The sequence below is a fragment of the Balneolales bacterium ANBcel1 genome, assembly GCA_029688905.1.
Classification (GTDB): Bacteria; Bacteroidota; Rhodothermia; order Balneolales; family Natronogracilivirgulaceae; genus SLLW01.
Genome location: JARULB010000004.1, coordinates 277,130 through 302,452 on the forward strand (window position 1 = coordinate 277,130; position 25,323 = coordinate 302,452).

At 53.4% G+C, this 25,323-nt stretch carries 16 protein-coding genes; 2 read left to right on the plus strand and 14 right to left on the minus strand.

What is annotated here, in order from left to right; all coding sequences use genetic code 11:
- The first annotated feature begins 7 nt into the window (after nt 1-7).
- On the plus strand, nt 8-1,117 hold the full coding sequence (locus QA596_07370) for a quinone-dependent dihydroorotate dehydrogenase (GenBank protein MDG5767278.1): 1,110 nt from the start codon (nt 8-10) through the stop codon (nt 1,115-1,117).
- A 35-nt stretch (nt 1,118-1,152) separates the two neighbouring features.
- Here QA596_07370 and QA596_07375 read toward each other — a convergent pair whose 3' ends face one another.
- The 14 genes from QA596_07375 to QA596_07440 all read right to left on the minus strand — a co-directional run bounded on the left by QA596_07375 (nt 1,153) and on the right by QA596_07440 (nt 24,574).
- Nucleotides 1,153-4,674, minus strand: coding sequence for a hypothetical protein (locus QA596_07375; protein ID MDG5767279.1), 3,522 nt, complete (start codon nt 4,672-4,674; stop codon nt 1,153-1,155).
- 20 nt (nt 4,675-4,694) lie between these two features.
- Nucleotides 4,695-6,128, minus strand: coding sequence for a pyruvate kinase (pyk, locus tag QA596_07380; GenBank protein ID MDG5767280.1), 1,434 nt, complete (start codon nt 6,126-6,128; stop codon nt 4,695-4,697).
- Nucleotides 6,129-6,355: 227 nt separating this feature from the next.
- A complete protein-coding gene (locus QA596_07385) occupies nt 6,356-7,180 on the minus strand; it encodes a hypothetical protein (GenBank protein MDG5767281.1) in 825 nt (274 codons plus the stop codon).
- A 57-nt stretch (nt 7,181-7,237) separates the two neighbouring features.
- On the minus strand, nt 7,238-8,716 hold the full coding sequence (locus tag QA596_07390; GenBank protein MDG5767282.1) for a SusD/RagB family nutrient-binding outer membrane lipoprotein: 1,479 nt from the start codon (nt 8,714-8,716) through the stop codon (nt 7,238-7,240).
- Nucleotides 8,717-8,734: 18 nt separating this feature from the next.
- Entirely contained in the window at nt 8,735-11,797 is a 3,063-nt protein-coding gene (locus QA596_07395) for a SusC/RagA family TonB-linked outer membrane protein (protein MDG5767283.1), read from the minus strand.
- Between the two features lie 426 nt (nt 11,798-12,223).
- On the minus strand, nt 12,224-13,663 hold the full coding sequence (locus tag QA596_07400) for a GWxTD domain-containing protein (GenBank protein ID MDG5767284.1): 1,440 nt from the start codon (nt 13,661-13,663) through the stop codon (nt 12,224-12,226).
- 111 nt (nt 13,664-13,774) lie between these two features.
- Nucleotides 13,775-16,915 (minus strand): efflux RND transporter permease subunit, encoded by a 3,141-nt coding sequence (locus QA596_07405; GenBank protein ID MDG5767285.1) that lies wholly within the window; start codon nt 16,913-16,915, stop codon nt 13,775-13,777.
- Entirely contained in the window at nt 16,879-18,030 is a 1,152-nt protein-coding gene (locus QA596_07410) for an efflux RND transporter periplasmic adaptor subunit (GenBank protein MDG5767286.1), read from the minus strand. The genes QA596_07405 and QA596_07410 overlap by 37 nt, the downstream gene beginning before the upstream one ends.
- A gap of 253 nt (nt 18,031-18,283) precedes the next feature.
- Nucleotides 18,284-19,444: an alanine racemase gene (alr, locus tag QA596_07415; protein ID MDG5767287.1), complete on the minus strand. Its 1,161-nt coding sequence runs from the start codon at nt 19,442-19,444 to the stop codon at nt 18,284-18,286.
- A gap of 93 nt (nt 19,445-19,537) precedes the next feature.
- The gene (locus tag QA596_07420) at nt 19,538-20,704 is read right to left on the minus strand and encodes an amidohydrolase (protein ID MDG5767288.1); all 1,167 of its coding nucleotides are present in this window, start codon (nt 20,702-20,704) and stop codon (nt 19,538-19,540) included.
- Nucleotides 20,705-20,776: 72 nt separating this feature from the next.
- Entirely contained in the window at nt 20,777-21,466 is a 690-nt protein-coding gene (locus QA596_07425; protein ID MDG5767289.1) for a peptidoglycan DD-metalloendopeptidase family protein, read from the minus strand.
- A 49-nt stretch (nt 21,467-21,515) separates the two neighbouring features.
- On the minus strand, nt 21,516-22,586 hold the full coding sequence (locus QA596_07430) for an alanine/ornithine racemase family PLP-dependent enzyme (GenBank protein MDG5767290.1): 1,071 nt from the start codon (nt 22,584-22,586) through the stop codon (nt 21,516-21,518).
- A gap of 2 nt (nt 22,587-22,588) precedes the next feature.
- A complete protein-coding gene (locus QA596_07435; GenBank protein MDG5767291.1) occupies nt 22,589-23,095 on the minus strand; it encodes a GNAT family N-acetyltransferase in 507 nt (168 codons plus the stop codon).
- A 12-nt stretch (nt 23,096-23,107) separates the two neighbouring features.
- Nucleotides 23,108-24,574: a sodium:solute symporter family protein gene (locus QA596_07440; protein MDG5767292.1), complete on the minus strand. Its 1,467-nt coding sequence runs from the start codon at nt 24,572-24,574 to the stop codon at nt 23,108-23,110.
- 269 nt (nt 24,575-24,843) lie between these two features.
- Between QA596_07440 and QA596_07445 the strand changes: the two genes are divergently transcribed.
- Nucleotides 24,844-25,263: an OsmC family protein gene (locus tag QA596_07445; GenBank protein ID MDG5767293.1), complete on the plus strand. Its 420-nt coding sequence runs from the start codon at nt 24,844-24,846 to the stop codon at nt 25,261-25,263.
- Nucleotides 25,264-25,323: the final 60 nt, after the last annotated feature.

A 25,323-nucleotide genomic window follows, 5' to 3' on the forward strand; every position in this document is an offset into this window, starting at 1 on the left:
GTTATTGATGTACAAAGAAATCATTCAGCCACTTTTTTTCCGGCTCGATCCGGAGAAAGCGCATCACCTCGCCGTCACAGCGGGCGAACGTTTGGCATCCCTGCCTGTTGTTAACCGAATACTGACCAAACGATATATCGGTAAATGGCCCAATCTGGAGCAGTTCTGCCTTGGAATGCCGTTCCCGCTTCCTGTCGGGGTTGCCGCCGGATTCGATAAAAACGCGCGGCATACTCATCTTCTGCGAGCATCTGGTTTTGGTTTTGCAGAGTACGGCAGTATTTCCGCACTTTCATCGGTTGGCAATCCTGCACCAAGACTGTTTCGACTACCGTCCGACCGGGGCCTTGTCAATCGCATGGGCTTGAACAACGAGGGGGCGGAAACGATATGTCGTCGCATATCAACATTGAAATATCGTTCCCCATATCTTTTTCACCAATTTCCTGTCGGAATCAATATCGCCAAAACACACAGCCCGGAGATAACGGGGGATGCAGCCATCAGAGATTATATTACAAGTTATCTCGAGGCGAAAAGTACTGCCGGATATATTACACTGAACATTTCGTGTCCCAATACCCGGGAGGGCAAGACATTTGAAGACCGCCATGCACTAAAGGATCTGATTGACGGGGTGAAGGGTGTGGTGGAACCCGAAGATCCTCCTTTGCTGGTAAAGTTTTCTCCGGATTCTTCCACTAAGGAACTTGATGCCATGCTGGATGTGTGTGAAGAACAGAATGTGAGCGGATATGTGCTATCCAACACCTCTGCCGGCCGAGAGGGTCTTGTCACTCCTGAAAAGAATGTTAATGACGCGGGAGCGGGAGGGTTAAGTGGTGCTCCGTTGTTCGAGGGAAACATAGCACGCGTTATGCATGTCAGGCGACAAGTTCCAAAATCACGTGTAATTATAGGTTGCGGAGGAATTGACGCACCGGAGAGGGCTGTTCGCGTGTTAAAAGCCGGTGCCAATCTGCTGCAAGTCTACACCGGATTTATTTATGAAGGCCCGTCACTGCTGCCTTCGATTCACAGCGCCATTTCGGATGCTGTTATCAAAAACGGCCACAGGTCGATGCGCACATGGCTGGCGCAGCATCATCCGGAATAATCGACTTTCACCTCACTTCCGCCCGACGGTGTATGTCACTCTTCCTCGACGGCAGCCTGACCGGCGTCACTTGATTGCGAGCGTGGCTCGAATTCCAGATGGTACTCGCATTGTGCCGGAACAGAGACCCCGAATACCGCAGGTGGATTGAACCGCAGGTGTTCGTGCACGGCTCTTCGCAAACCTTCGAGAAACTCACCGGCATCGCTTTCATCTGACGCGGACCCTTGCTCGTCCCTTGTATCGGGCTCCCCTTCCACCGATACCGGCTCCTGTCCGGACTCCAAACCGCCGACCTCACTGCTCACATCTCCCGTTTCAATCACAGCCGCCGTATCTGCAACCGCTTCTGTTTCTTGCGCTAACGAATCCCGTTCCGTAACTCCATCCGGAACCACAGCTGATTGTTCGAGCGTATCCGGCGGGTTGCCAAGCGTGTCTGCTACCGGATCCGGATTTTCACGCAACGCTTCCACGTTTTCCTCATCGTTGCTATCGGTGGTGCCAGGCTCAAGAAGACCATGCGCGGATTCGCTCAAATCAATATCGGCAAAATCAATCTCGACGGGACTTCCCTCTGGGTCGATCAACACAGAAAGCGTCACAGAACCTCGAATCAGGTAGGCATCGATCACATCCTGCAAGCCGCTCTGTTCGAGAGTTGCATCAAAACCACCAATGATTTCCGGCTTGCTCTCAAGTTCTCCGCATTCATGTACGCGATCCGGATCCACCATTATGGATATGGCCCTATCCGCGTCAATTTCTCTTGCCAGTTCGGTTACCACCCTCCGCCGGGGAAAGTCCGGATAATTACTTTGCAAAATAAACACCGCCACTCGCGCACTGTCCCAATAAGCGCCCTCATAGGGGAACCATTCACTGAAGTCGGGCTCCTGCAGCTCTTTCGAAAGAATATCCCGAAACAGCTCCTCTGTGGTTACACCGGCAACCGCTTCCTCTGCAGCTTCTTCGTCCTTTTCGTCCATTTGACGGGAATCGGACTCATCGGCTTCATGAGCTTCTTCTGTAGCTTCGGCGTAATCTGTAGTATCCTCCGGTTCTTCAGCAGCCAGGAGGGTGTCCGCCTGGAGATTTTCGGAGACTTCCTGCGCATCAGCGGACCGGTACGGATCGCTATTAGCGCTTTCCAGAAGCCGACCACGTTCCGTCCGGCGATTTTGAGTACCATTTGCAGTTTCCGTTTCACTGTCGCGATATTCTTCCGGATCTCCAGCATCGTTCTGCGATTCCGTTTCTTCACCTGCTCCATCATCCTGAAGTCCACCTGAAGATCCGGTTTCGGAGGTATCTGTCACTGCAGGCTCTATCGTATATGCGTTGACCATCTCCATAAAGGTGGTATCGGCCAGCATTGCCTGGATAGACTCGTTCATCGATTCCCGTGTCGCACGTTCCTGACGCCAGATTGATTCCACGGTCGAAAGTTCATAGAGGTTAAAGTTATACTGTTCATCCTGCCTTGCCACGGCCACATACTCATTGACGGCCCGGTACAAAGCGTCCGCAGCTTTTTCAAAATCGGGATATGCTACGACAAACCTTCGCAACTGTTCCGCCCTTTTCATCGGATCCTCATATGACAAAATGCGGTTATACACTTGTGAAAGGCTGTCTTCACGGCTCATCTCCTCCTCCGGAATCTCCAGATCCAGCATATAGCGGTCGGACATTCTCCGGGCAAAGATGGTACCGGGGTAGAAATCCGTCAGCTGCATGGCATACTGGAGGGCCTGCACAGTATCGCCGGCGGCGTGATAGAGTTCCGAAAGAGAGTAAATGGCCTGAGGGGCCAGTTCGGAATCCGGAAATCTCCCCATCACGCTTCGGAAATACGTTGCGGCACTATCGGGCATTGCAAGAGATGTAAAAAACACATTTCCGATCTCATATTCATAGGATGCAATCCTGTGGCGTGTTTCCTGCTGCTCTTCTTCGGTAAAAGGCACCCCTGAAAGGTCAATCTGGATGGTCGGAGCTTGTCGTTCGGCCATTTCCTGCAGCACTTCATCGACATCTTCCACCTCTTCTCCCCCCTCTTCGGCCTGCCGCACAATATTAACCCGCACCATATCCATCCTCCTCCAGTCATCCACCAGGGCCCTCTGCCCCCAGTAAGCCTGAAACGCCTGTGACATCTGCTGCATGATCTGGGGATTAAGGTGGTTCAAAAAACCGTTATCGGTGTGCTCGTCGGCCTGTGCTCCCGCCTCTTCAATTCCATCTACCGAGACCATACGGGCGCGGTTCTGTCTGCGGGCCTCCTCCTCCATTTCGGCGATTTGTTGTGCCCGTACTTCCGCGATGACCGAATCGCGCTCCTCCGGCGACAACGAACCAAGCCACAGCAGGCTGTCAAGATGGTGGACCTCCGCCTTCAACCGGGAATATTCACCAAAGGAACTGGCCATAATATCCGCGTCAAAGTTTTCGGGCAGGAGCCGGCGGTTGGTGGCCTGCTGGGCTGAAGAGTCATAATAGGCGGCCGCAAGAGTATAATCCTGGTAAAAATCGCGATAGATTTCAGCCAGGCCGTAGTAGATACGCGACTGTAGCTCCGGCGGGGGGGTCATCGTACGGTGTTCAAAAATGTACTCGTACCTTCTTTTTGCGGCGGTATAACTGGCCTGCTCCTGCAATGTCCTTGCAATTTCATATTCAATGGCTGCCATATACCCGAAGTGCCGGTCATCCCGGCTCATGGATGAAAAGTGGTCATAGGCCCATTCGAGGTCCCCGCGTAGTCGTGCAACCACGCCCATTTTTCGTTCCGCGTGATAGAGCAGGTCATAGTTCTGATTGGAACGATGTGTGGCTTTGGCATACGATTCAAAAGCTTCATCAAAACGCTCCAGTTTTTCCAGAATCTGGCCGTGCAGGAAGTAGGCCCTCATTCTCATGTCCCGTTCACCGATCTCAGGGAGAGCTTCCGCCATATACACTTCGGCGTCCTCATACTCACCGCGCAGAACATACATCTGTGCGATGAGCAGTTTGACACCTGCTTCAATTTTCGGATCCCAGTCGAGCTCGGAGGAGAACAGTCGCGACTGGAGGAAGTTGATGCCTTCGGAATAGTTTTCCATCTCCAGCGCGGCCTTGCCTCTCCACATGATAGCCTCCTGCCTGAGCGTTGGATCGGTAGTCGATGCCAGCAATTCCACAAATTTCTGATCCGCCGAGAAATACTGCTGGCGGTAGTAAAACGACATGCCTATGATTTTAATGGCATTATCCACCCATCGGGATTGTGGATGAAACCTGATGACGTCGGCGGCTTTCTCTGCGGCGTGAGCGAAATCATTTTGACCCGCCTGCCGCGGTGTGACGTGCACCCTGATGGGCCGCTCGGGATTTATCTCGACGGTCTGCTGCTCCTGCGTCTCCAGTCCGCGCTCAAAACTGGTTTTGGCATTGTAGTAGGTATTGAAATAGGCGTTGAAATCTCTCCAGGAGCTCCGCAATGTTGTGGAACAACTCTGCATAAAAAGTGAAAGCAGGAGCAAGGTTCCAAAAAGCCTGACCAGTCGAATCATGTGTGTGCTTGCCGTGTTTCCTACTCGATGGTACTGACCTTGATCATGTTGGTGCTTCCCCGTTTGGTTATGGGCATTCCCGTGGCAACTACCACACGATTTCCCATTTGCACCAGGCCGGCATCTTTCAGGTACTCTTCTATGCGTTTAACGCTGACATCCGTGTTGAAAATCTTGTCCAGCTGCACCGGGGTTACACCCCAGACCAGCATCAGCTGCCGGCGTACTTCAACGCTTTCCGTAAATGCTATAACGGGAACCTTTGGCCGAAATTTTGCAATCCTTCGTGCGGTTGTTCCGGAGTGGGTAATGGTAGCGATCGCTTTGGCCTCTACGGCTTCACCGATCGTCACGCAGGAGTAGCTCAATGATTCTACTACCTGTTTTTCTCGCCACTCCGGCTGCACAAATTCCAGGGTTTGATAAATTTTAGGTGCCTTTGCCTCAATATTGCGGCAGATCTTGTCCATATGCTGCACCGCCTCAATCGGGAAATTTCCGGCTGCCGTTTCGCCGGAAAGCATCACGGCATCGGTCCCGTCCAGTACGGCATTGGCCACATCGGAACTTTCGGCACGGGTGGGCCGGGGGTTGTTCATCATCGACTCGAGCATCTGCGTAGCGGTGATCACCGGTTTGCCCGAGATTTTGCATCGGTTGATGATATCTTTTTGAATCAGGGGAACCCGTTCGCTTGCGATTTCGATACCAAGGTCACCGCGGGCCACCATGATGCCATCGGCCTGTTCGATGATATCGTCGATTTCATTAAGTGCTTCCGGCTTCTCGATTTTTGCTATGATTCCGGCGTTGCTCCCCTGCACACGTACTTTGGATATCAGGCTCTGAACATCGGCCGCAGACCGGACAAATGAGATAGCGACAAAATCAACGCCTTGCTCCAGACCGAACTTCAGGTCGGCTTCGTCTTTTTCGGTAATTGCCGAAATGGAGGTTTTAACATCCGGCAGGTTGACCCCTTTTCGGGGTTTGAGAAATCCACCGTTTATTACACGTGCCGTTATATCGCCATCCGATATTTTCACGATCCGCAGCTCCATCAGTCCGTCATCCATGAGGATGGTATTCCCCTGTTTGACATCCTGCGCCAGATTAGGGTAGTCTATGGGGATGATTTCACTGTCTCCCTCAACATCATCCGGGGTCAGTTTGACGTAAGAATGGGTTTCCAGCACGGCTCCTTCACCCTTCATGCGTCCCACACGAATTTTTGGGCCCTGCAGGTCCATCAGAATGGGGATAGTGACATCCAGGCGCTCCGATATGCGGCGAATATTGTCAATGTTTCTCTTGTGGACCTCGTGATTGCCGTGGGAAAAATTCAGACGCACGACATTCAACCCGCCCCGTATCAGTTTTTCGATCATTTCGGGGGAGTTGGTGCTCGGGCCGATGGTACAGACCAGTTTCGTCCTTCGGGTGCTTACTTCCATAGTGTGCGGATCAACTTTCTGGATATAACATTTCTGTGCCTTGCCGCAAAGATAAGAACTTTATGCATGCCAAGTTAACAGGGATATTACAAGCACCTGTACTCTGCTGATCGAGGGAACATCAGCCGGATCATAATCGGCCGCCGCGCACAGCAAGTTGCACATATCGGCAAAAAAAAAGGCCACCGGATTACATCCGATGGCCTTTTCAAAAGTAACAGAAAAGGTTATTCGTCGAGTGAAACGACCACGGCCCACTCAAATACCGAACCATTCTGAGTATAAACCACATCCAGCGACAGGGCCTGGCTGTCGAAGTTATACGTGCCGGAAACTGCTGCTCCGAGATCGAAGACATGGGATTCATCGGCACCTACCACTGTACCACCGGAGGTTACGTTGAAAGCCCAGGGGATTCCAACACCGAACAGGTCACCGGCGCCTGTAAAGTCGGAGATCTCGAAGAAGTAGAGATCGCCACCCACATCGATGCCGCCATCCGGTTTGGCAATGGTCACTTCTGCATCCGCGGGAGAGAAGCCTACCCTGCTGCCGACATAAGTGCCGACCGGGATGTCAACAAACCCTTCAAGGGAGAGATCAAAGGTTGTAAAGAGCTCTCCCCGGCCGGGCAGGACTTCACGACCCGAGGCCGATTCGGCTTCAACAAGCTGGATCGAAAGCTGTCTGCCGTCAACGGCGTCAAAGTCAATAGCGACAAACAGCGTATCGCGGTCGATGCTGGTTTCTTCCGCATCATAGAAGATGGTTGAGGTACCACCTTCTGCGGAGAAGCCGCCACGCACATTGCCATCGGTGTCAACGATAGTGAAATCTTCGCCGTAAACCGCATCTCCACCGAAGGAGACGGTATAATCCACATCTTCCTCGATGGTTGTCGGCAACTGGACGATGACGTTTACAACGCTTTCAGGTGCCCCTACGGCAGTTTCAGCTTGAAAGCGTACATAAGGTCCGATTTGTTCTCCCATTTCATTTACCGGGTTGTCGACATTCTCACAACCGGCATAAATGAGGAGAGCCAACCCCATGATTAACGTTATTTTTAAATATTTCATAATGATTGTCTCATCTATATAAGTTCAAGATTAGTTTCCTTCAAACCACATCGGCGCATCCAGATTCGGCGGGGCCGGGGTATTTGGATTGGAGGACAACTCGGATGGCGGAAGCGGGAAGCGCCGGATGATGTCACCCAGAACTGCCTGCTCGGCTACCGGAAGATCCGGATACTTGGTTCTTCTCCAATGTGTCCAGTTTTCAGGAGCACGATCGAGAACTTCAATATACTGCTGGGCATGGATGGCGTTTAGTGCCACACCTTGAGAACCAAAGCTGCCCGGCAACCCGTCAATGTAAGCTTGCTTGTCATCGGCGGCAATGGCACCTGGCTTTCCGTCAAAGAAGTCCAGGGCGGCCTGCACTCCCTGCAGATAGCTGGCATGAGCGCCATTGAGGTCACCGGTCAGAGCAAGAAATTCGGCCTCATAGAACCAGACTTCAGCAGCGGGGAGAATACGGCTGGGCCAGTCCCTTCGGATGATGTTCTGGCTGACCATGGAGGTCTCACTGTTGTTCCAGTTGGCAACCCCGGCGGTTTGGCCGAAATGCTCCGTTGTGGCTGCGCCGCCGCCATCAGGTGACTGATTATGATCTTCCACCGCCAGTTCGAAGTAGGTGTCGATCCGGGGATCGCCGAGATCTTTCATAAGATCCACCAAAGTCTCTCCGGCGTAGATAAAGCTGTTGCCGTTCATTGAATTGGTGAAACCACCAAACATGTTATTCAGCCTCCAGACGAGGTTCTCATTGTTGGTTTCATCGAAAAACGGAATGGCGGCTTCATCTGCGTTGGTACGGATGAGCGGCTCGTTCAGCAGTGCGGCGATTTGGCTGTCCACACCGGCATCCTGATTGCGGATCATCATGAGCGTGCGGAGTTTCAGGGAGTTGGCGAATTTTTCCCACTGCTCCATATCACCACCAAAGATGAGGTCTCCATCATCCACACCCGGCAAGCCATCGGGATCGATCATCGCCACGGCATTTTCAAGTGTTTCCACGATACCTCGGAGAATGGTTTCCTGGTCGTCAAATTCGGGATGCGGATAGGTGTCCCCGTCCAGTGCCTGGGTATAGGGGATATCCTCCCACATGGCTGTGAGCATCCAAAAAAGATAGGATTTGAGGATATCTGCCTGCGCAACTACATTCACGCGGCCAACTGCGTCAGCATCAGCTCTCATCAGGTCCAGATTTTTAAGGCCTGTGGCATAGAAGTTCACCCAGGTATTTCCTGTTGAAAAGGAGCTGATGATGTACCGGTCAGGGTCGATGAATACGCCCGTAGAACCGTTAGATGCCCAGGCATTAATAAAGAATGCCGTTCCGGGCTGGATTTCCATGGCTCTGTTGGATGCCACGTTCACAAGAACGGTCGGCAGCAACAGATCGCCAGGAACTTCTGTAGCCCGGTTGGGGTCTTCATTCACATCTAGAAACCCGTCACATGCTGCCATCGAGAGCAGCAGCAATCCGGTGAGAAGATATACTTTGAATAATTTCATAATAGATACACTTATGGATTAGAATCGTAATTGGATATTGGTTCCGAAGGAGCGGGTCGATGGCAGAACGTTCCATTCGATACCCTGGCCGTTAGAGGCTGATCCAAAGAGTCCGGTCTCGGGATCGATATGCGGAACCTCTTTATACAGGATAAACAGGTTACGAGCCTCAAATCCGATCGCCAGACTGCTGATCGGGAGGGAATCGATCCATCGTGCCGGCAAGGTGTAGTCGATACGGACTTCACGCAGACGGACGTTCGTAGCGCTGAAGATATTGCCTTCATGGATACCTGCGGCAGAATACTGCTGCCAGAAGCTCTGCATGCTGGCTACGGGTACATCATTGGGCCGGGTAGAGCCGTCGGCTTCCACAATCACACCCTCATCAATGAAGGTTCCGCCACGGTTTTCGGCAGTTTCGGAAACCATTCCATTTCTGCGAAGCAGACCTACCGTCTGTGAGAAGAGGCTTCCGCCTTGTCTCCAGTCAATCAGGAAGCCTACGTTCACTCCTCTGAAGTTGAATGAGTTATTGAAGCTCAATCTGAAGTCGGGGTCAATATCACCCAGGCGGATGATGTCTCCTTCGAGCCTCAAGCCGGTATTGGCATCAATGATGGGCAGGCCGGACTCTTCATCACGCTGGAAACCGGGTCCGTAGAGACCGAGGGATTTTCCAGGCTCGGCTTTCACCTGCAGTGAGTTGAATCCGCTCTGAATTACGATTTCATCCAGGCCTTCGGCCAGAGAAACCACCTCGTTCCGGTTTCTGGTAAAGTTGACATCCAGTACCCAGTTGAGGTCACGGGTACGAATCGGGTTCAGCGACAGTTGCGCTTCAATTCCTTTGTTCGAAACCTCACCTACGTTGGTACGGTTCAATGTGTACCCGGTCGTGTGGGGAATCGGAATTGATATAATCTGATCTTCGGTACTTACATCGTAGTAGGTCAGATCCAGACCAATGCGGCCGTCAAAGAACTGCAGTTCACCCCCAACTTCCACGGAAACCTGGTTTTGCGGCTTCAGGTTTTCCGGCGGGATGGTGTTTGTGGCACCAAAAGCGGTCAAGCCCCCAAATGGGAAGGTGACCCCGGTACCGTACTGGCCGAATACGCTGGAAATCGGCGAGTAGGTAAATCTCAGCTGGTAGGGATCTTCATCACTACCTACCTGTGCCCAGTTGGCGCGAAGCTTACCGTAGGAGAGCACATCGGAGGCAAGATTGAAGGCTTCTGTAAACACGAAGCTCAGGTTAACCGAAGGATAGAAGAACGAGTTGTTATCCGTCGGCAGTGTGGATGACCAGTCGTTTCTTCCCGTCAGGTTCAGGAACAGGTAGTTGCGGTATCCGAAAGTAACATCACCAAATACACCATGAAGGCGTCGTTCGAGGAACTGGTTGTTCGGTGTGTTTGCATTGGCGTTTGCAAAGTTGAGCAAACCGTCGACCTCAAGGTCGGATCCCTCATTCCTTAAAATTTGACGGTCAATGATGTTAACGTTATATCCAAGTACACCGCGGAAAGAGACATCCTGGTTGATGTCACGCTGAATCTCCGACAGGAAGTCAAAGTTCATCTGACGCTCCTGGATGTTGTCCATGGAGAAGAGTCCGTCCATCCGACCCAGCGTTCCTTTGGAATTTACATTCTGACGATCCTCCGAGTAGTAGTCAAGGCCCGCGCGGCCGGTGAAGGTCAGCCAGGGAGTAGCGTTGAAAACAAGCTGTGTGTTACCGAACAGCCGCTCCACTTCCGTGGTAAACTGGTTTTCCTTGGCGATCCAGTAGGGGTTGTTGGTAAAGCTTCCCAACGTGTTCGTCTGATTTCCTAGCTCATCCTTGTAATCCTTGAGATCGTCAAGGGATACGGTTCTCGGAAGTGTGTTCATGATTGACGTCATGACGTTGGGGTCGTTACCACCGGCTACTGCGCGGCCCTTGGAATTGGTCGCAGTATACTGAGCCGATATCCGGGTGCTCAGACGGTCGGAAAGACGGCTTCCTGTATTGAAGTTGATCGCGGTTCGACCCTGATGGCTGTTGGGAACAATACCTTCCTGATCCTGGCGGGTAATCCCAAGGCGCAGGTCATAATTCTCATCTGCTGTGGCAAACGAGACACTCTGTACGGAGAGCAACCCGGTCTCATAAAAATCACTTACGTTATTTTCATAAGCCTGCAGATTTACCGTATTACCGAAAATATCGGTCACTTCCTGGCCGGTGATGCGTGCACCCCAACCATTCAGGCTGGTCTGGTTATATTTCCCGGCAGAACCTGCGGCAAATTCATTTTGAAAATCCGGCAGCTCCAGAACGGAAGAAACCCGTACGGAGGAGTTGATAGTTACGGAAAACGGATCCTGCTGGGTACCACGCTTGGTGGTAACCAGAACAACACCGTCTTTGGCCCTTGAACCGTAGAGTGCAGCGGCAGCGGCACCTTTCAATACGGTCACGCTTTCGATGTCGTCCGGGTTGAGGTCCGCGCCCCGGTTACCTACGTCAATGGCGCCGGTGAGGCGATCCTGACTGGTCGGGCCAACCACGTTGGCGTTGGAGATGGGCACACCATCGACAACAAACAACGGCTGGTTGTCACCGGAAAGGGAAGAGATACCCCGAATCACGATACGTGTGGACGCACCGATATTGCCTGACTGGCCGGTGATTTCCACACCCGGAACCTTTCCGGCAAGGGCATCAACAAAGTTGGTTTCCCGGGCTCTTGTAATCTCTTCACCCCGAACGGTGGCGACAGAATAGGCAAGCTCGCGTGATTGACGCTCGATCTGCTGGCCGGTAACAATCATTTCGTCCAGTCCCAGAAAATCCTGACGGAGAACGAAATCCAGTTCGTTTTCACCTTCGGTGATGGCTACGGTCTGACGAACCGTCTGATATCCGACATAGGTGACACGGACGCTGTACTCTCCGGTCGGGATGTTAGTCAAAACATATTGACCGTCAATTCCACTTGCCGTACCTCTGTCCAGCTCCACGATATACACCGTAGCACCAGGCAGAGCTTCGTCACTTGCCTGATCAGTGATGGTCCCTGCAAGAGACCCCACTTGAGCCAAAACAGATGCCGGTATGATGAAGGCTATTATACAAGCCAACGATAGTACCTTTCTGAACATATATGACCTCAAATTTATTTTTGGTTGGTGGCGATAGCTAAGGTACAAGAGCAAAAACTGCCGGGCACGGGGGACCATCCCGCTACGACCGTTTCTACCCTGCAACTCATAACCCTTTATCAATTTGTGAAATGAAAGCAAATACACAGGACTTACATTCAATCAACAAACCGTAATAAAATACTGAATATACTACTTATGCAAGTAATTATTCAATATTACGCATGGCAGTAAAGATTAGGGTAAAATGAAAATAAAGCAATTTTTTTTTAACAGAAGTGCTGTTTTCAACAAAAAACATTTACCCTGCCGCCTATAAGATGTTTTTTATCAACAATTTATGCGCAAACAAAAGGGTCATATCGGCCTGGACAGGATCGTGCCGGTAAGCCAGCGCTGAATTTGTTCGTATTCGACGCTGTGGTACTGCGTATGCCGTTGAAGGATATAATGCTCGAAGGGATACTGGTCGCTGTTCACCCTGGTTCGCTGAAAATAGAAGACCCTCCTCGGGTTGGCACGATCATAACCATAAATCCACACCATACGGTCCAGCGAACGCTCCACATACCAGGGGGAGCCGAACAAAATATAGACCATTCCCATGTCCGTCATCCACCCCTCCTTGAAGTTGGAAAACTGTTTGTTTGCCTCCTCCACCCGCTGGTAATACTGTTCAATGACCCGGGAGGCCCGATCCTTGTCCCCGATATTGGACAACCAGAACCGGTCGATGGCCCGTTTGAGCGAGTCCTGGTCCTCGATCTGCATCAGATCACGGTATTCCCTGCGGCGCATAAGGTAGACAAGCGGTTTCGACAGCTCCTCTACCGTAATTACATGGGGAAAGTTGTCACTCATGGAGGCGAAGTCGCGGGCTTTGAAGAGCTCATCCATTTCATCATCCGGCCCTGCAACCCGTACTTCAAACCGGTAGTTGCCGCGCGGCGGACGATCTGTGCGGTATTCGATGGTGATGGTCCCGTACTCCTGTTCCAGGATTCGTTCCTGGGTCTCAATGATCTCGCTGCGGCTGTAATTGATGCCGCGATATTCGATCGATCCCCGAGAGGGAGTTATTCCCGACATGGGGCGCGGGGGCGAGGTATCTGAATCAAATTTCCTCAGCTGCATGGTTACCCTGAGCGGAGGGGAGCCTTCCGGCCGGGTCACCTGGTACTCGAATCGAATGGTATCAACCCTGCCCGGGATGCTGTATGTGGAAAGCGGCAGCGAAAAGGAGCCGTCGGAAAAATCCTCGCCCCTGACCTGCACATGGCTCAGGTTGGGGATGTCGTCATTGGGGTCGTACACCCGCACATTTGCGGAGCGGCTGGCTGTCTGGTCGGAATCCAGATCCGTAACGGTAACCAGGACACGGTAGCGTCCCGGAGCCACGCGTATGCGCTCTTCGAGAGAAATCACGTCGCGGCTGTCGGTCACGCCCGAATGGGTGCTTTCTACCGTTTTGGAATCTCTGATCACAGTCACTCGCTGAAATTCATCGTCGGAAGAATCAATCACTTTGAAGACATCAATTTGCACACCGGCCTCGGCCGAAAAAATACCGTTGCGCTCGCGGTAAATCAGACTGCCTTCAATAATATCCAGACTCACATCGATAACCGGGTTGTTTTCATCGTCGACGAACGATATCGCGGATACAAGAATCTCGGGATGTCCGTTGGCAGGACGGAAATGCGATCCGGTACGAACTTCCGGGTCAAATGCACGTGAGCATGCACTGGAAAGAATGGCAAGGGCCAGAATCAGAAGAACGATTTTACGGTCTTTCATAAATAGAATAAAATCATCACGGGGATGAGTAGCAACACCCACAGTTTTTAAACGAACAATTTTCCGTTTACGTCTGCCGAAAATCGAAAATAGCAGGTCGAAAAAAGTCGTTTAAGTCACATCCTGCCGCACCGGGTGCTGGTGCGCAACTCCTGCATGCTCCGGCCGGTTGTCGGCGGTCGTTGTTTCCGAGCTGAAATAGGAGTAAATGGCCGGAATCACAAACAAGGTGAGGATACTGGCGAAAATGAGTCCCCCGATAATGGCCAGGCCCATGGAAACCCGGCTCTCGGATCCGGCGCCCAGGGCAAGGGCAATCGGCGTCACACCGAGCACTGTCGACAGGGAAGTCATAAGGATAGGCCGGAATCGAACCGCAGCCGCATCGGTAATCGCATCATGGATATTCATTCCCTGTGCCTTACGCTGATTGGCAAACTCCACAATCAGGATGGCGTTCTTCGAGACCAGGCCGATGAGCATGATAATACCGATCTGGCTGAAAATATTGAAGCTTTCATGGAAGTACCAGAGGGTCATGAACGCGCCGAAAACCGCCAGTGGCACCGTAAAAAGAATAATAAACGGATCCCGGAAACTCTCGAACTGCGCGCTAAGTACCAGATATATCAGAACGATAGCCAGAATGAAGGCGAAAAAAAGGCTGTCGGCGCTTTCCACAAAATCCCGCGAGGCACCGCTGAGACTGGTGGTGAACGCCTCATCCAGCACTATGGCCGCAACTTCATCCATGGCGCGGATACCGTCATCCATGGCGTAACCGGGAGCGAGACCGGCCGAAACCGTCGCCGACACGTAACGGTCGAAACGGAAACGTTGCGGCGGACTGCTTCGCTCCTGGAGCGTCACCAGATTGTCGAGCTGTATCTGGACACCGTTGCTGCCTGTTACATACAGATTGCGGATACTGGCCGGACTGCCCCGCCTTTCGCGCTCAAGCTGACCGATCACCTCATACTGCTTGCCGTCCAATATGAAGAACCCGAGCCGCTGATCAGTAAGGGCCAGCTGTACCGTCCTGGCGATATCCCTGGCCGAAACCCCGACCGCCCGGCTGCGGTCCCGGTCAATGGACATCTCAATTTCGGGTTTGTTGAACTTCAGGTTTACATCCACCACGGAAAACTCGGAGCGCTCTCCGGCACGATCCAGGAATTCGGGGAGCAATGCCTCCAGACGATCAAATGTGGGCGCCTGAATAACATACTGGATGGGAAGTCCGCCGCGCCGCTGGCCGATCGTCTGGTCCTGGCTGACGAAGTTGCGGGTGGCAGGGTATTGCTGCAGATAACGGTTCAGTTCGTCGGCGATCTGCATCTGGGACCGGCCTCTGTCCGACGGATCGTTGAGGATTAGATTCATGAAACCGGAATTGACCGAACTTGCCGCCCCGAAACCCGGCGAAGTGACCGAGATAATGGCCTCGTTTTCCGGTACCGTCTCCTGGATACCGCGTATCATGCGATCCATGTGGTGATCCATGTATTCAAAAGTTACGCCTTCCGGACCGGAAACAGAGACACGCACTCGGCTTCGGTCCTCCAGCGGAGCCAGCTCCGCAGGCAGCTGGGTCCAGAATAAAAACATCCCGCCACCGGCAAGGCCCATGATCACAAAAGCGACCCAGCGAACCTTCATGAATGTTTGCAGGGAGTCACGATAAACCCGGTTGAGACCGGCGAAAAAGGGTTCGGTGGCCCGGTACAGCGCGTTTTTCTTCTTACGCTGTTTCAGAATTTTCGAACAGAGCATCGGGGAGAGTGTGAGTGCCACGAACGACGAGATAATCACCACTCCGGCCATCACCACGCCGAATTCACGGAACAGGCGTCCGGTGAGCCCTTCGAGGAAAATCACCGGCATGAATACCGCCACCAGTGCCGTGGTGGTGGAGATCACCGCGAAAAAGATTTCGCCCACGCCCAGGAGCGCCGCCCGGGTGGGCTCCATCCCCCGCTCGATCTTGGCGTAGATATTTTCCATGACGACAATCGAGTCGTCCACCACCAGGCCGATGGCCAGCACCAGTCCGAGCAGCGTAAGCACATTGATGGAGAACCCGGCCACGAACATGATAAAGAAGGAACCGATGATGGCGATAGGGATAACAATCACCGGAATAATGGTCGTGCGCCAGTCCCGAAGAAACAGAAAGATGACGGTAACCACCAGAAAGAAAGCGATCAGAATCGTTTGCTGGACCTCATTGATGGAATCGCGGATGAACTCGGTGGTATCGAATCCGATGCCGGTGGAGATGTCGCCCGGCAGATCACGCTCGATTTCCGCCACTCTTTTGTAGAATTCATCGGTGATGGCAATATTGTTGGCCCCGGGCTGCGGAATCAGCACCACCCCCACCATGGGGATGCCGTCGCGCTTCAGGATGGTGCGCTCGTTTTGCGCGCCGATCTCCGCCCTTCCAATATCCTCAAAACGCACCACCGAGCCGTTCTCTTCCCGGATGATCATCCGGTTGAACTGTTCGGCGGTTTCCAGCCGGCTCAGCGTGCGCACCGTCAGTTCGGTGAACAATCCCTCAATCCGCCCCGACGGCAGCTCCACGTTTTCGCGGTCCAGCGCAGCCTGCACATCTGTTGCGGTAACATCGAAGGAGGCCATTTTATCGGGATCCATCCAGAGCCGCATCGCATACCGCTTTTCGCCCCAGATGCGCACTTCACTCACGCCGGGTATAGTCTGCAGCCGCTCCTTGAATACCGTGTTGGCGATATCGCTGAGGTCGAGCAGGTTTCGCGTGTTGCTCTGTACATTGAGAAACACGATCGGACTGGCATCGGCATCGGCCTTGGAGACCACCGGATTGTCCACGTCGGGCGGAAGACTCCTTACCGCGCGGGAAACCCGGTCACGGACATCGTTCGCCGCCGCCTCCAGATCCACATCCAGGTCAAATTCCACGGTTACGGTGCTTCGGCCCTCCCGGCTGACCGACGTCATGTTACGGATGCCCGCAATGCCGTTGAGCTGCTCTTCCAGCGGCTCGGTGATCTGTGACTCGATCACTTCGGCGTTGGCACCGGGGTAGTTGGTCTGCACCGTGACGATCGGCGGATCCACCGACGGGTATTCCCTCACCCCCAGATTGAAGTAACCAAGCACCCCGAACAGCACGATCATGATGGACATGACCGTGGCCAGGACCGGACGGCGAATACTCACAGCGGACAGGCTCATCGGTTCTCTCCCGGGCTTTGGTTCCTGTTCCATGCCTGCGAACCCGTCCCGTTATTGTTCGCATCAAACTCTTCCGTGGCCGTATTAATACGTACCGGCATGCCGTCGCGCACCTGCAGCAGTCCGGTGGTAATGACCGTATCGCCGGGTGCCAGGCCTTCCCGGATCACCACGCGCTGGTCGGTTCGGGTGCCGATTTCAACGTGACGCTCCTGAACCCTGCCGCCGGAGTAGAGATAAACCTTGTAGCCGGCGATTTCCGGCACCAGCGCCTCGGAAGGAATCAACAGCGCATCCTCAAGCTGCCGGAGGTCGACCTCGACTCGTGCGAATGCTCCCGGAAATATCCGTAAATCCGCATTGTCGGCAATGGCCCGCATACGCAGGGTACGGGTATCACGGTCCACTCTGGGCTGGATCGCGTATATCTCGCCTTCTCTCTCATTTTCAACCCCTTCCACACGAAAACGCACGGTCTGGCCTCTTGCCACCGAGGACCGAAACCGCTCGGGAATGGAGAACTCGATTTTTATGGTGTCGATTTTCTGCAGGCTGGAGATGGTGGACTGCGGGGTGACATAGCTGCCTGTACTGACCTCCTTCAGCCCGATAATACCGTCAAAAGGCGCCCGGATTTCGGTCTGATCGATCAGAGCCTGAACCCGGTCGTGCTGAGCAATCAGCGTATTCAATTCGTTCAGGACGATATCGTAATCCTCCCTGGCGATGGCGTTGCGCCCAAGAAGCTCATCCTGCCTCTGCTCGCGGATGCGCGCCAGATTGATCTGGTAGGATATCCGCCGTTTCTCCTGCCGTAGCTCGGCATCGTTCATTTTCACCAGCAAATTACCTTCCCGGACGTCACTGTCCTCCCGGAAGTGGATGGCGGTAATGCGTCCCGATACCTCCGGCCTCACATAAATCTCTTCATCGGCCAGAATGTTTCCGGTTGCCTGGACCGTCTCCCTGAACGATTCCGGAGTTACGATAAAACCGTCAACCGCAAGGCTGCCTCTGTCAGCTCCCTGGCCGGCAGCCGGACCCTCCTGCGCATTTCCGCTCCCGCTCCAGAGCCGGATCCACAATAAAAAACCAATAACAGCCAGCAGCAGCACGGTGGCCAGGGTACGTCTAAATATCGGGCTCATAAGCGAAAACTCATTTACAGGTATGGGTAATCCAACGATGTGATTTGACAGCCGAAAGAGTTGCAAACCGGCAGGTAACACTCGTTACCGGGAAACCATTTTTACCGGGGCATCCTACCTCCGATTATGATGCAGAAACCCCTTACGCACAGAACAGGGACAATGATACATGCGGTCGACATATAACGGTTATAGACGAACGATTACCCGAACGGTTCGATAAACACCATTTCGGGGATTCAGGTTTCCGGCACTAATCCACGATGAAACGGGGGATGTCGCGCGGTAGCCTCACAAGAGTTTCATAATTGACGTTGTTCAGCAGGTCACTGAACGATGACACGGTGATTCTGTTGTTTTTCTGGCTTCCGACCAGTACCACCTCATCGCCTCGTTTGACCCCCGGACAGTGTGAAACGTCCACGATCAGCATATTCATATTGACCATGCCGATCACCGGAACCCTGCGGCCGTGAACAAGCACTTTGCCGAGGTTGCTGAGGCTTCGGTTGAACCCGTGGCTGTACCCGACCGGAATCGTCGCCGTCACCGTATCATCCGTAGCCTGATAGGCCGTGCCGTATCCGATGAATTCACCCGAGTTGACCGTTTTAATGCTCATGATCCTGGTTTTCCAGCTGATTATCTGACGAAGCGGGTTTTCGGTCATTTTTTTGCGGCCGTTCTGCGTCAGATACTGCATGTGTGTCTCTTTGCTGGGCCAGTACCCGTATTGCGCAATACCTATGCGCACCATATTCATCCGGGTTTGCGGATAGGAAATGAGCGGTGCGGAGCAAGCGGTATGACGCATCTCCGAAGCTACCCCCTTTTTCCGCAGATACCACTGGTACCGGTTGAAGTTGGCGATCTGGTTCTGGATTCTCAGATAGTTTGCCACACTCTCGGCGCCCGCAAAATGGGTGTTGATACCCTTCACATGGAGGTGTTCCCCGTTGTCGAGCAGAAACCCGACAAGCTTTTCGCGATCCTCCCAGGCGAAACCGATTCGGTTCATGCCGGTTTCCAGTTCGACATGGATCTGTGCTCTCTTTTTCTGCTCCACAGCGGTTTTGACGGCTGCACGCAGCCGGTCGAACTCAAAAACATAAAATGAGATGTCGTTTTCGATGGCCCAGTCGAGCTCGTTGTCGTCGATCATTCCCATAATCATCACATGGGAGTGCTCATTCTTGACCATGTGGGCACGCAGGGCTTCATCCGCACTGTGCACCCCGAAATAGTCGACCCCGCACTCCTCGGCCAGTGATACGAAGTGCTCGATACCGTGCCCGTAGGCATTGCCTTTTACCACGGAACAGAAACGGGCTTCCGGGCCCGCCAGCCCCTTCAAAAAACGAAGGTTGGCTTTCAGCGCCGTTTTGTTGATTTCAATATAGGATGTGTGAAACATGAGATGGATCAGAACGTGGGTGTCTCCGGCTGCTATATATAACTATATAATACGTGTTAAAAAAACTCTGGCGCCATCAGGGCGATACCGGGTTTACCGCATTTTCAGGCGATCCGCAATACCCAGAAATAACGCCAGTCCGGTTTCCAGGAGTTCATCCGGAAAATCATATTCGGCATCGTGCATCTGGGGATGCTGTTCGCCGGCGCCCAGCCCGAACAGGGCTCCGTGATATCGTTTTGTGAAATGGCCGAAATCCTCCGACCACGAAAAGGGACGGGGGATGTGCCGAACGTCACTGACCCTGGCGGCTGCGCCTTTCCCGGATTCGCGGCTCTCAGCAAGTCCCCGCGCAACTTCCTCTACAAGCGCCACCGATTCAGGGGTATTGCTGACCGGCTCAAACGACTCCGTCCATTCGTAATCCATATCCAGCCGCCATTGTGACGCAACAGACCGCGTCATTTCCACGGCCTTTTCCCCGATCCGCTTCAGGTCATCGGGTTGGTGCGCCCGCAGGGTCGCCATCAGTTCGGCGTATCCGGGCGTGGTCCCGAACGCCCGTTCTCCAATCCGGGCATGGATGATGGTAACGAGTCCCGCCCGGTCGAACGGTATGATGGTTCGCGGCAGCGCCTGCCAGTCGCGAATGAGTGCTGCAACCGCCGAAGACGGACTCCGCGCGTTCTCCGGATGGGCGGCGTGTGAGGTACTGCCTTTCAGGCGTACAATCAATCCACAGGAACCGGCTGCAAACACCCCCTCACCCAAAAGCACCGAATGGAGGGGATATCCCGGGAGATTATGCAGCGCAAACACATGATCGGGAGCGATATCGGGCCATTTGTCGTCCTGAAGCATGCGCTCGGCACCCTCGCCGGTCTCTTCGGCCGGCTGAAAAAGCAGATACACCTTGCCCCGCCGAAGCGGATTCGCCTGCAGGTCACGGGCCAGGCCGATGAGAATGGCAATGTGCCCGTCATGTCCGCATTTGTGGGAAACCCCTTCCTGCAATGACGCGTAGGGAATATCCAGCGATTCATGGATCGTAAGCGCGTCAAGCTCCGCGCGATACAGCAGCGACGGTCCTTCCCTGCCGCTGTCCAGGACCGCCAGCAGACCATGCCCGCCGATTCCCTCCGTGATGTCTTCAACCCCGGCCTCCCTCAGTTGTTCGGCAACAAAAGCGGCCGTCTTTTCTTCGTTGTGTGCCGTTTCGGCAAGAGTGTGCAGTTCCTTTCGGATTTGGACAAGATCCATGAAAAATAAAACGCTATTTCGGTGGTAACAATAAACCTTTCATAGATACCGAAAAACAGCGCGAAAATAAACTCAATAATAGCGGCCGGTAACCAGGGCCGGATCGGGATACCGCCCCAACGCTTCCGGAAGATCCCTTTCCGAAACCACCCCCGGCATGTCCGGTTCCGAAGGCGGTTCCAGCGACAGCTGGAAATGGAGATGCGGAGCCCATCCGCCGTTTTCATGCTCCCCTCCCACCAGGGCGATTTGCTGCCCTTTGCCGAACGGCATCCCGGGGAACAAACCGGACAGGGAGCCTCTGGACAGGTGTCCGTAGAGCGCAAACAGTGCTCCTTCAGACGTATTTTCTGCCGTTTCCTGTTGCCCGTAGCGATTTCCTTTGGCCCGATCCCGAATCTGCTTCAGCAGATGCCGCACCACCGGTCCCTCATGCCGGGTGATGATGGTAGGCCCGTAATCCCCGTCGTTGGCATTGTCACGGAACATCAGCACCTCTCCATCGGCAAAAGCGTAAACAGGCGTCCCCTCCGGTACCCAGAAATCGAGCCCCATATGAATATCCCGCACCCCGCCAAAAAGTACCGAGCGATACATGTCACGGCGCTTTTCGTTATAGCGCCCGATGGATGGCGGATCGAGCGATATGGCATTGGGGTCGTAACCCCGGCTCAGATCGAGCACACGGTAACGATCGTCAATACGGACAACCGGATGGAAGCCAGCGTTGCCGGCTCTATCGTGCGGTTTTTCGATATTCATGGAAGTGCTTGATCAAGAAACTGCCGGCTCCGCTGCCACGCCGGAACGTTTACTCAACCACCTTGTCGATATAATTCGAGTTCATGAGTCCGAGTGCGCCAACGTATTTCAGGCGAAACGACACCATATCACCCACTTTGAGGTCGCGTTCGTTTTGTCCCACATTGACCACCAACATATCCGAACTGGCATCCACGATTTCGATATCCTTGCTCTTCGGGATCAGAAACTCCGGCTGGATATCGAGATATCCGATATCCAGAATCGCACGAAACGCGGTTTTTCCATACAGATCTTCGTCGATTTCAAGGGTTTCACCCTGCGGATTGGCCGCCAGGTCGCCGCTCGGAACCATCGGCTTTTCATGGATTTCAATTACCTGGGTGTAAAGCTCCAGCACGGAGGGCTCCATCCCTTCGATGGTTTCACCGGAAAACAGGTCGATTCCGAAATAGAGCGCTTCGCCCACCCTGAAATGGTTGACGCTTTCGGGCAGGTCACCGCGCAGAATCAGCGGCAGCACCACCGTAGTTCCGCCGGACACCCAGCGGATGGTGCGATTGAATTTCAGCTCGATGATCTGTTTGTACAGGGCAAGCTGGATGAGCTTGTCGGAGCTGGGCATTACGCCGTGGAGGCAGTTGAGGTTGGTTCCCAGTCCGATGACTTCGATATTCGGCAGTTTGAAGATTTCGCCGTAAAAATCGATCAAATCTTCGCGCATCACTCCCTCCCGCAGGTCACCCATTTCGATCATGATGATGATCATATGCTTGCGGTTCTGTTTGACCGCCTCTTCCGACAGCAGCCGAATGGTTTCCAACTCGGTGTTGAAGCTGACATCGGCATATTTCACCACATCACTGATGTACTTTTTGGGTGGGGGCTTGATGTAAACGGTTTGGACATCCGGATCGATGCTCTTGACCACCTTCAGGTTACTTACCCTGGAGTCGTGGATTTCACGTGCACCGAGATTGATCACCTCGCTTATGTACTCCCTGTTCCCGCAGAACAGTTTGGTGACCACTCCCCATTCAATGTCATGCTTGTCGAAAAGACTCTCCAGAAAAGCATAATTGTGTTTTAGTTTGTCACGATACAGCTTCAGATAAGCCATAATTATTTTTTAAACCTCATTTCGAGATATTTGTTCGTAAATCCGATACGTTCGTACAGCCGTTTGGCTGGGTTGTCCGGCTCGACATGGAGCGCGACATCGCCGTCGGCATTTTGAATGGCCTGCTCCATCAGGGATTTGCCGATTCCGCGCCCCCTGGTGGAGGCATCCACGGCAATATAGACCAGCAGGTTCTCGGGAATGTATCCGCTCATGCCGGTTTCGCAGGAAACGACGACACCAAGCAGTTTTCCATGGTCGCCGGTCGAGCCTTCGGAACCGGCGGCCCCGGCATGCTGTCCGGGAGTGCCCTCAAACGCAGCGAGAATAAAACCCCGGCGGTGTTCGACGATTCCCAGGGCATATTCCAGGCAATTCATGATCTGCTCCCTCGGGTCGCGAAAACGGTCGAGGTGCTCATGCAGAAAGTCGGCGATCTGATCGGGACTGACCGAGGCCTCCCTGTAGTTTTCCGGGGTAATGGTTTCGATGGTAAAATTTTTACTCATAATGGTATAACGTTATTTATTATCAGGTATCGCATAGGAAAGCCCCACAAAAACCAGCAGAGATACTCCCAGTCCAAAGATAATGGGATCCAGGCCAAACGGCATGGTTATATGCCAGGGCATGGCAAAAGGCAGGCTGTCGTCGGAAAGCAGAGTAAGCGCCAGCGTGAGCGTCCCGCCCGTGATCATGGACCACCAGGCCGCTGCACTGCTGCTCCGCTTCCAGTACAACCCGCCGACGATCGGAACCAGCAGCGCCGAGACCATGAACGCGTAGGAATAGAGCATGATCTGCAGCACGGTATCGAAGACTGCTGCCAGCATGAACGCCAGGAGGCCGAGTACCAGGGTCACAATTTGGGACAATCGGATGGCGGAAAGGCGTCCGGTGTCAATTTTGAACCACTTTTCAAGAATATCGGTGGTGACATTTCCAGACGCGGCCACCAGACAGCTGTCGGCAGTGGACATGATGGCCGAGAAATAGGCGGACATCATCAGGCCCATGAGTCCGACCGGCAGAACCGTCCGCAGCAACATCGGCAGGCCTTCTTCATGATGCATCTCCGAGGCCATTTCGTAGCCCATGTAGGCGAACATCCCCTGGTCAGCGGCCACCCGGGCAAACAGGCCGAGCAGCACGCCCATGAACGCCATCACCGGCCATTCCAGAAGTCCGGCCAGATACCACGCCTTTTTTGCCTCTTTCTCTGTTCGTGTGGCATAGATGCGTTGGTAGAGGGTCATCCCCACAAACCATATCGGCAGGATGGTGATGCCCCAGTTGACCAGCTGCTGCCAGCTGATATTCCTCAGTGAAAGCATTTCCGGGGGAACTGTCTCGCGGATCGCCTCGATGCCCCCCACAGCGAAATAGCCGATGGGAATGCCGATAAAAATGAGTCCGCCTAACAACAAAATCCATTGGAAGGTATCGGTGTAGATGACGGCCTTGATCCCGCCCATCACGGTGTAGACGATAATAATGAATGCCATGAGATAAAGCGCGGCATCCAGGCTCATACCGTCAAATGAGGCGGAGGCCAGCCGTGCGCCGGCCAGCATCTGTGAGCTGCTGAAGCCGACATACCCGATGGCCGAGATGATCCCCGCCAGAAAAGCTACCCTGGCGTTAAAGAAGTGGTTGAACACCTCGGGCATGGTGAAAAAGCCCTGCTCTGTGGAGAGGTTCTTGACTTTGGGTATGAGGAAAACCGCGGCAAGCCAGGCACCGAGAAACCCGGTGAACAGCATCCATGAACCGGCGATTCCCATCAGAAAACCGAGACCGCCCAGGCCGATGGAAAATCCGCCCCCGACATCGGTGGCGACCACGGAGAGCCCGACATGCCCGTATCCCATTTTCCTGCCGCCAATATAGTACTCCTCGGCGCCCTTATTTCTGAAATAGAAATAGGTTCCGATCCCAAGAATTACGAGGAAATAGAGAACAAATACGGTCAGATCAACAGGATTCATCTGTCGGAGGGTATTTCAGTCCGGCAAGAACAGGCGTTGAAACGTATGGTGAGTGCGTGCGGAATTACAGGACACGATTTTTGGTTACAAAGTGACGCAACAGCCTCCAAAGATTGCCATTATTACAGGCAATAGCAAACTGACATCCTGTACGATAATGTGTATCTTGTATATTGCGAGGCGAAAAAACAGGCCGTAATCAATGCAATCCGGCCTGTCCCGGCACCCACGCCTCCAACGGTAACCATCCACCCGGCAACACGATTCTCATGAAGATAAAACTGCACCGTATCGACGACGCTTTTCATCTGAAGGCCTCCAATGAACTTGGTAACAGCATAGAAATGGACGGCGCTCCAAAAATCGGCGGGTCCGACAAGGCGGCCCGACCCATGGAGGTGCTGCTGATGAGCCTGGCCGGCTGCAGCTCCATGGATGTGCTGGATATCCTGAAAAAACAGCGCCAGCACGTCGAAGAGTACCGGGTGGAAGTCGATGCGAAGCGCGATCAGGAGAACATCCCCGCCCTTTTCACCGACGTGCATGTCCATTTCCATGTGAAGGGCGACCTGAGTGAGAAGAAAGTGGAGCGGGCCGTGCGGATGTCGATGGAAACCTACTGCTCGGTAACCAAAATACTCGAGAAAACGGCCCGGATCACGTGGGAAGCGACGGTGGAACAGGGGTGATATTCGGATATATCCCGGCTATTTTTATTATATTGGTCGATTCAACTATTTGATTTTCAT

What these genes read in the sequence shown, in the direction of transcription:
- QA596_07405 (MDG5767285.1), bottom strand. Translation starts at nt 16,915, where the DNA reads ATGGAACAGGAACCAAAGCCCGGGAGAGAACCGATGAGCCTGTCCGCT.
- QA596_07375 (MDG5767279.1), bottom strand. Translation starts at nt 4,674, where the DNA reads ATGATTCGACTGGTCAGGCTTTTTGGAACCTTGCTCCTGCTTTCACTT.
- QA596_07425 (MDG5767289.1), bottom strand. Translation starts at nt 21,466, where the DNA reads ATGAATATCGAAAAACCGCACGATAGAGCCGGCAACGCTGGCTTCCAT.
- QA596_07445 (MDG5767293.1), top strand. Translation starts at nt 24,844, where the DNA reads ATGAAGATAAAACTGCACCGTATCGACGACGCTTTTCATCTGAAGGCC.
- QA596_07435 (MDG5767291.1), bottom strand. Translation starts at nt 23,095, where the DNA reads ATGAGTAAAAATTTTACCATCGAAACCATTACCCCGGAAAACTACAGG.
- QA596_07370 (MDG5767278.1), top strand. Translation starts at nt 8, where the DNA reads ATGTACAAAGAAATCATTCAGCCACTTTTTTTCCGGCTCGATCCGGAG.
- pyk (MDG5767280.1), bottom strand. Translation starts at nt 6,128, where the DNA reads ATGGAAGTAAGCACCCGAAGGACGAAACTGGTCTGTACCATCGGCCCG.
- QA596_07385 (MDG5767281.1), bottom strand. Translation starts at nt 7,180, where the DNA reads ATGGGGTTGGCTCTCCTCATTTATGCCGGTTGTGAGAATGTCGACAAC.
- QA596_07430 (MDG5767290.1), bottom strand. Translation starts at nt 22,586, where the DNA reads ATGGCTTATCTGAAGCTGTATCGTGACAAACTAAAACACAATTATGCT.
- QA596_07410 (MDG5767286.1), bottom strand. Translation starts at nt 18,030, where the DNA reads ATGAGCCCGATATTTAGACGTACCCTGGCCACCGTGCTGCTGCTGGCT.
- alr (MDG5767287.1), bottom strand. Translation starts at nt 19,444, where the DNA reads ATGTTTCACACATCCTATATTGAAATCAACAAAACGGCGCTGAAAGCC.
- QA596_07400 (MDG5767284.1), bottom strand. Translation starts at nt 13,663, where the DNA reads ATGAAAGACCGTAAAATCGTTCTTCTGATTCTGGCCCTTGCCATTCTT.
- QA596_07420 (MDG5767288.1), bottom strand. Translation starts at nt 20,704, where the DNA reads ATGGATCTTGTCCAAATCCGAAAGGAACTGCACACTCTTGCCGAAACG.
- QA596_07440 (MDG5767292.1), bottom strand. Translation starts at nt 24,574, where the DNA reads ATGAATCCTGTTGATCTGACCGTATTTGTTCTCTATTTCCTCGTAATT.
- QA596_07390 (MDG5767282.1), bottom strand. Translation starts at nt 8,716, where the DNA reads ATGAAATTATTCAAAGTATATCTTCTCACCGGATTGCTGCTGCTCTCG.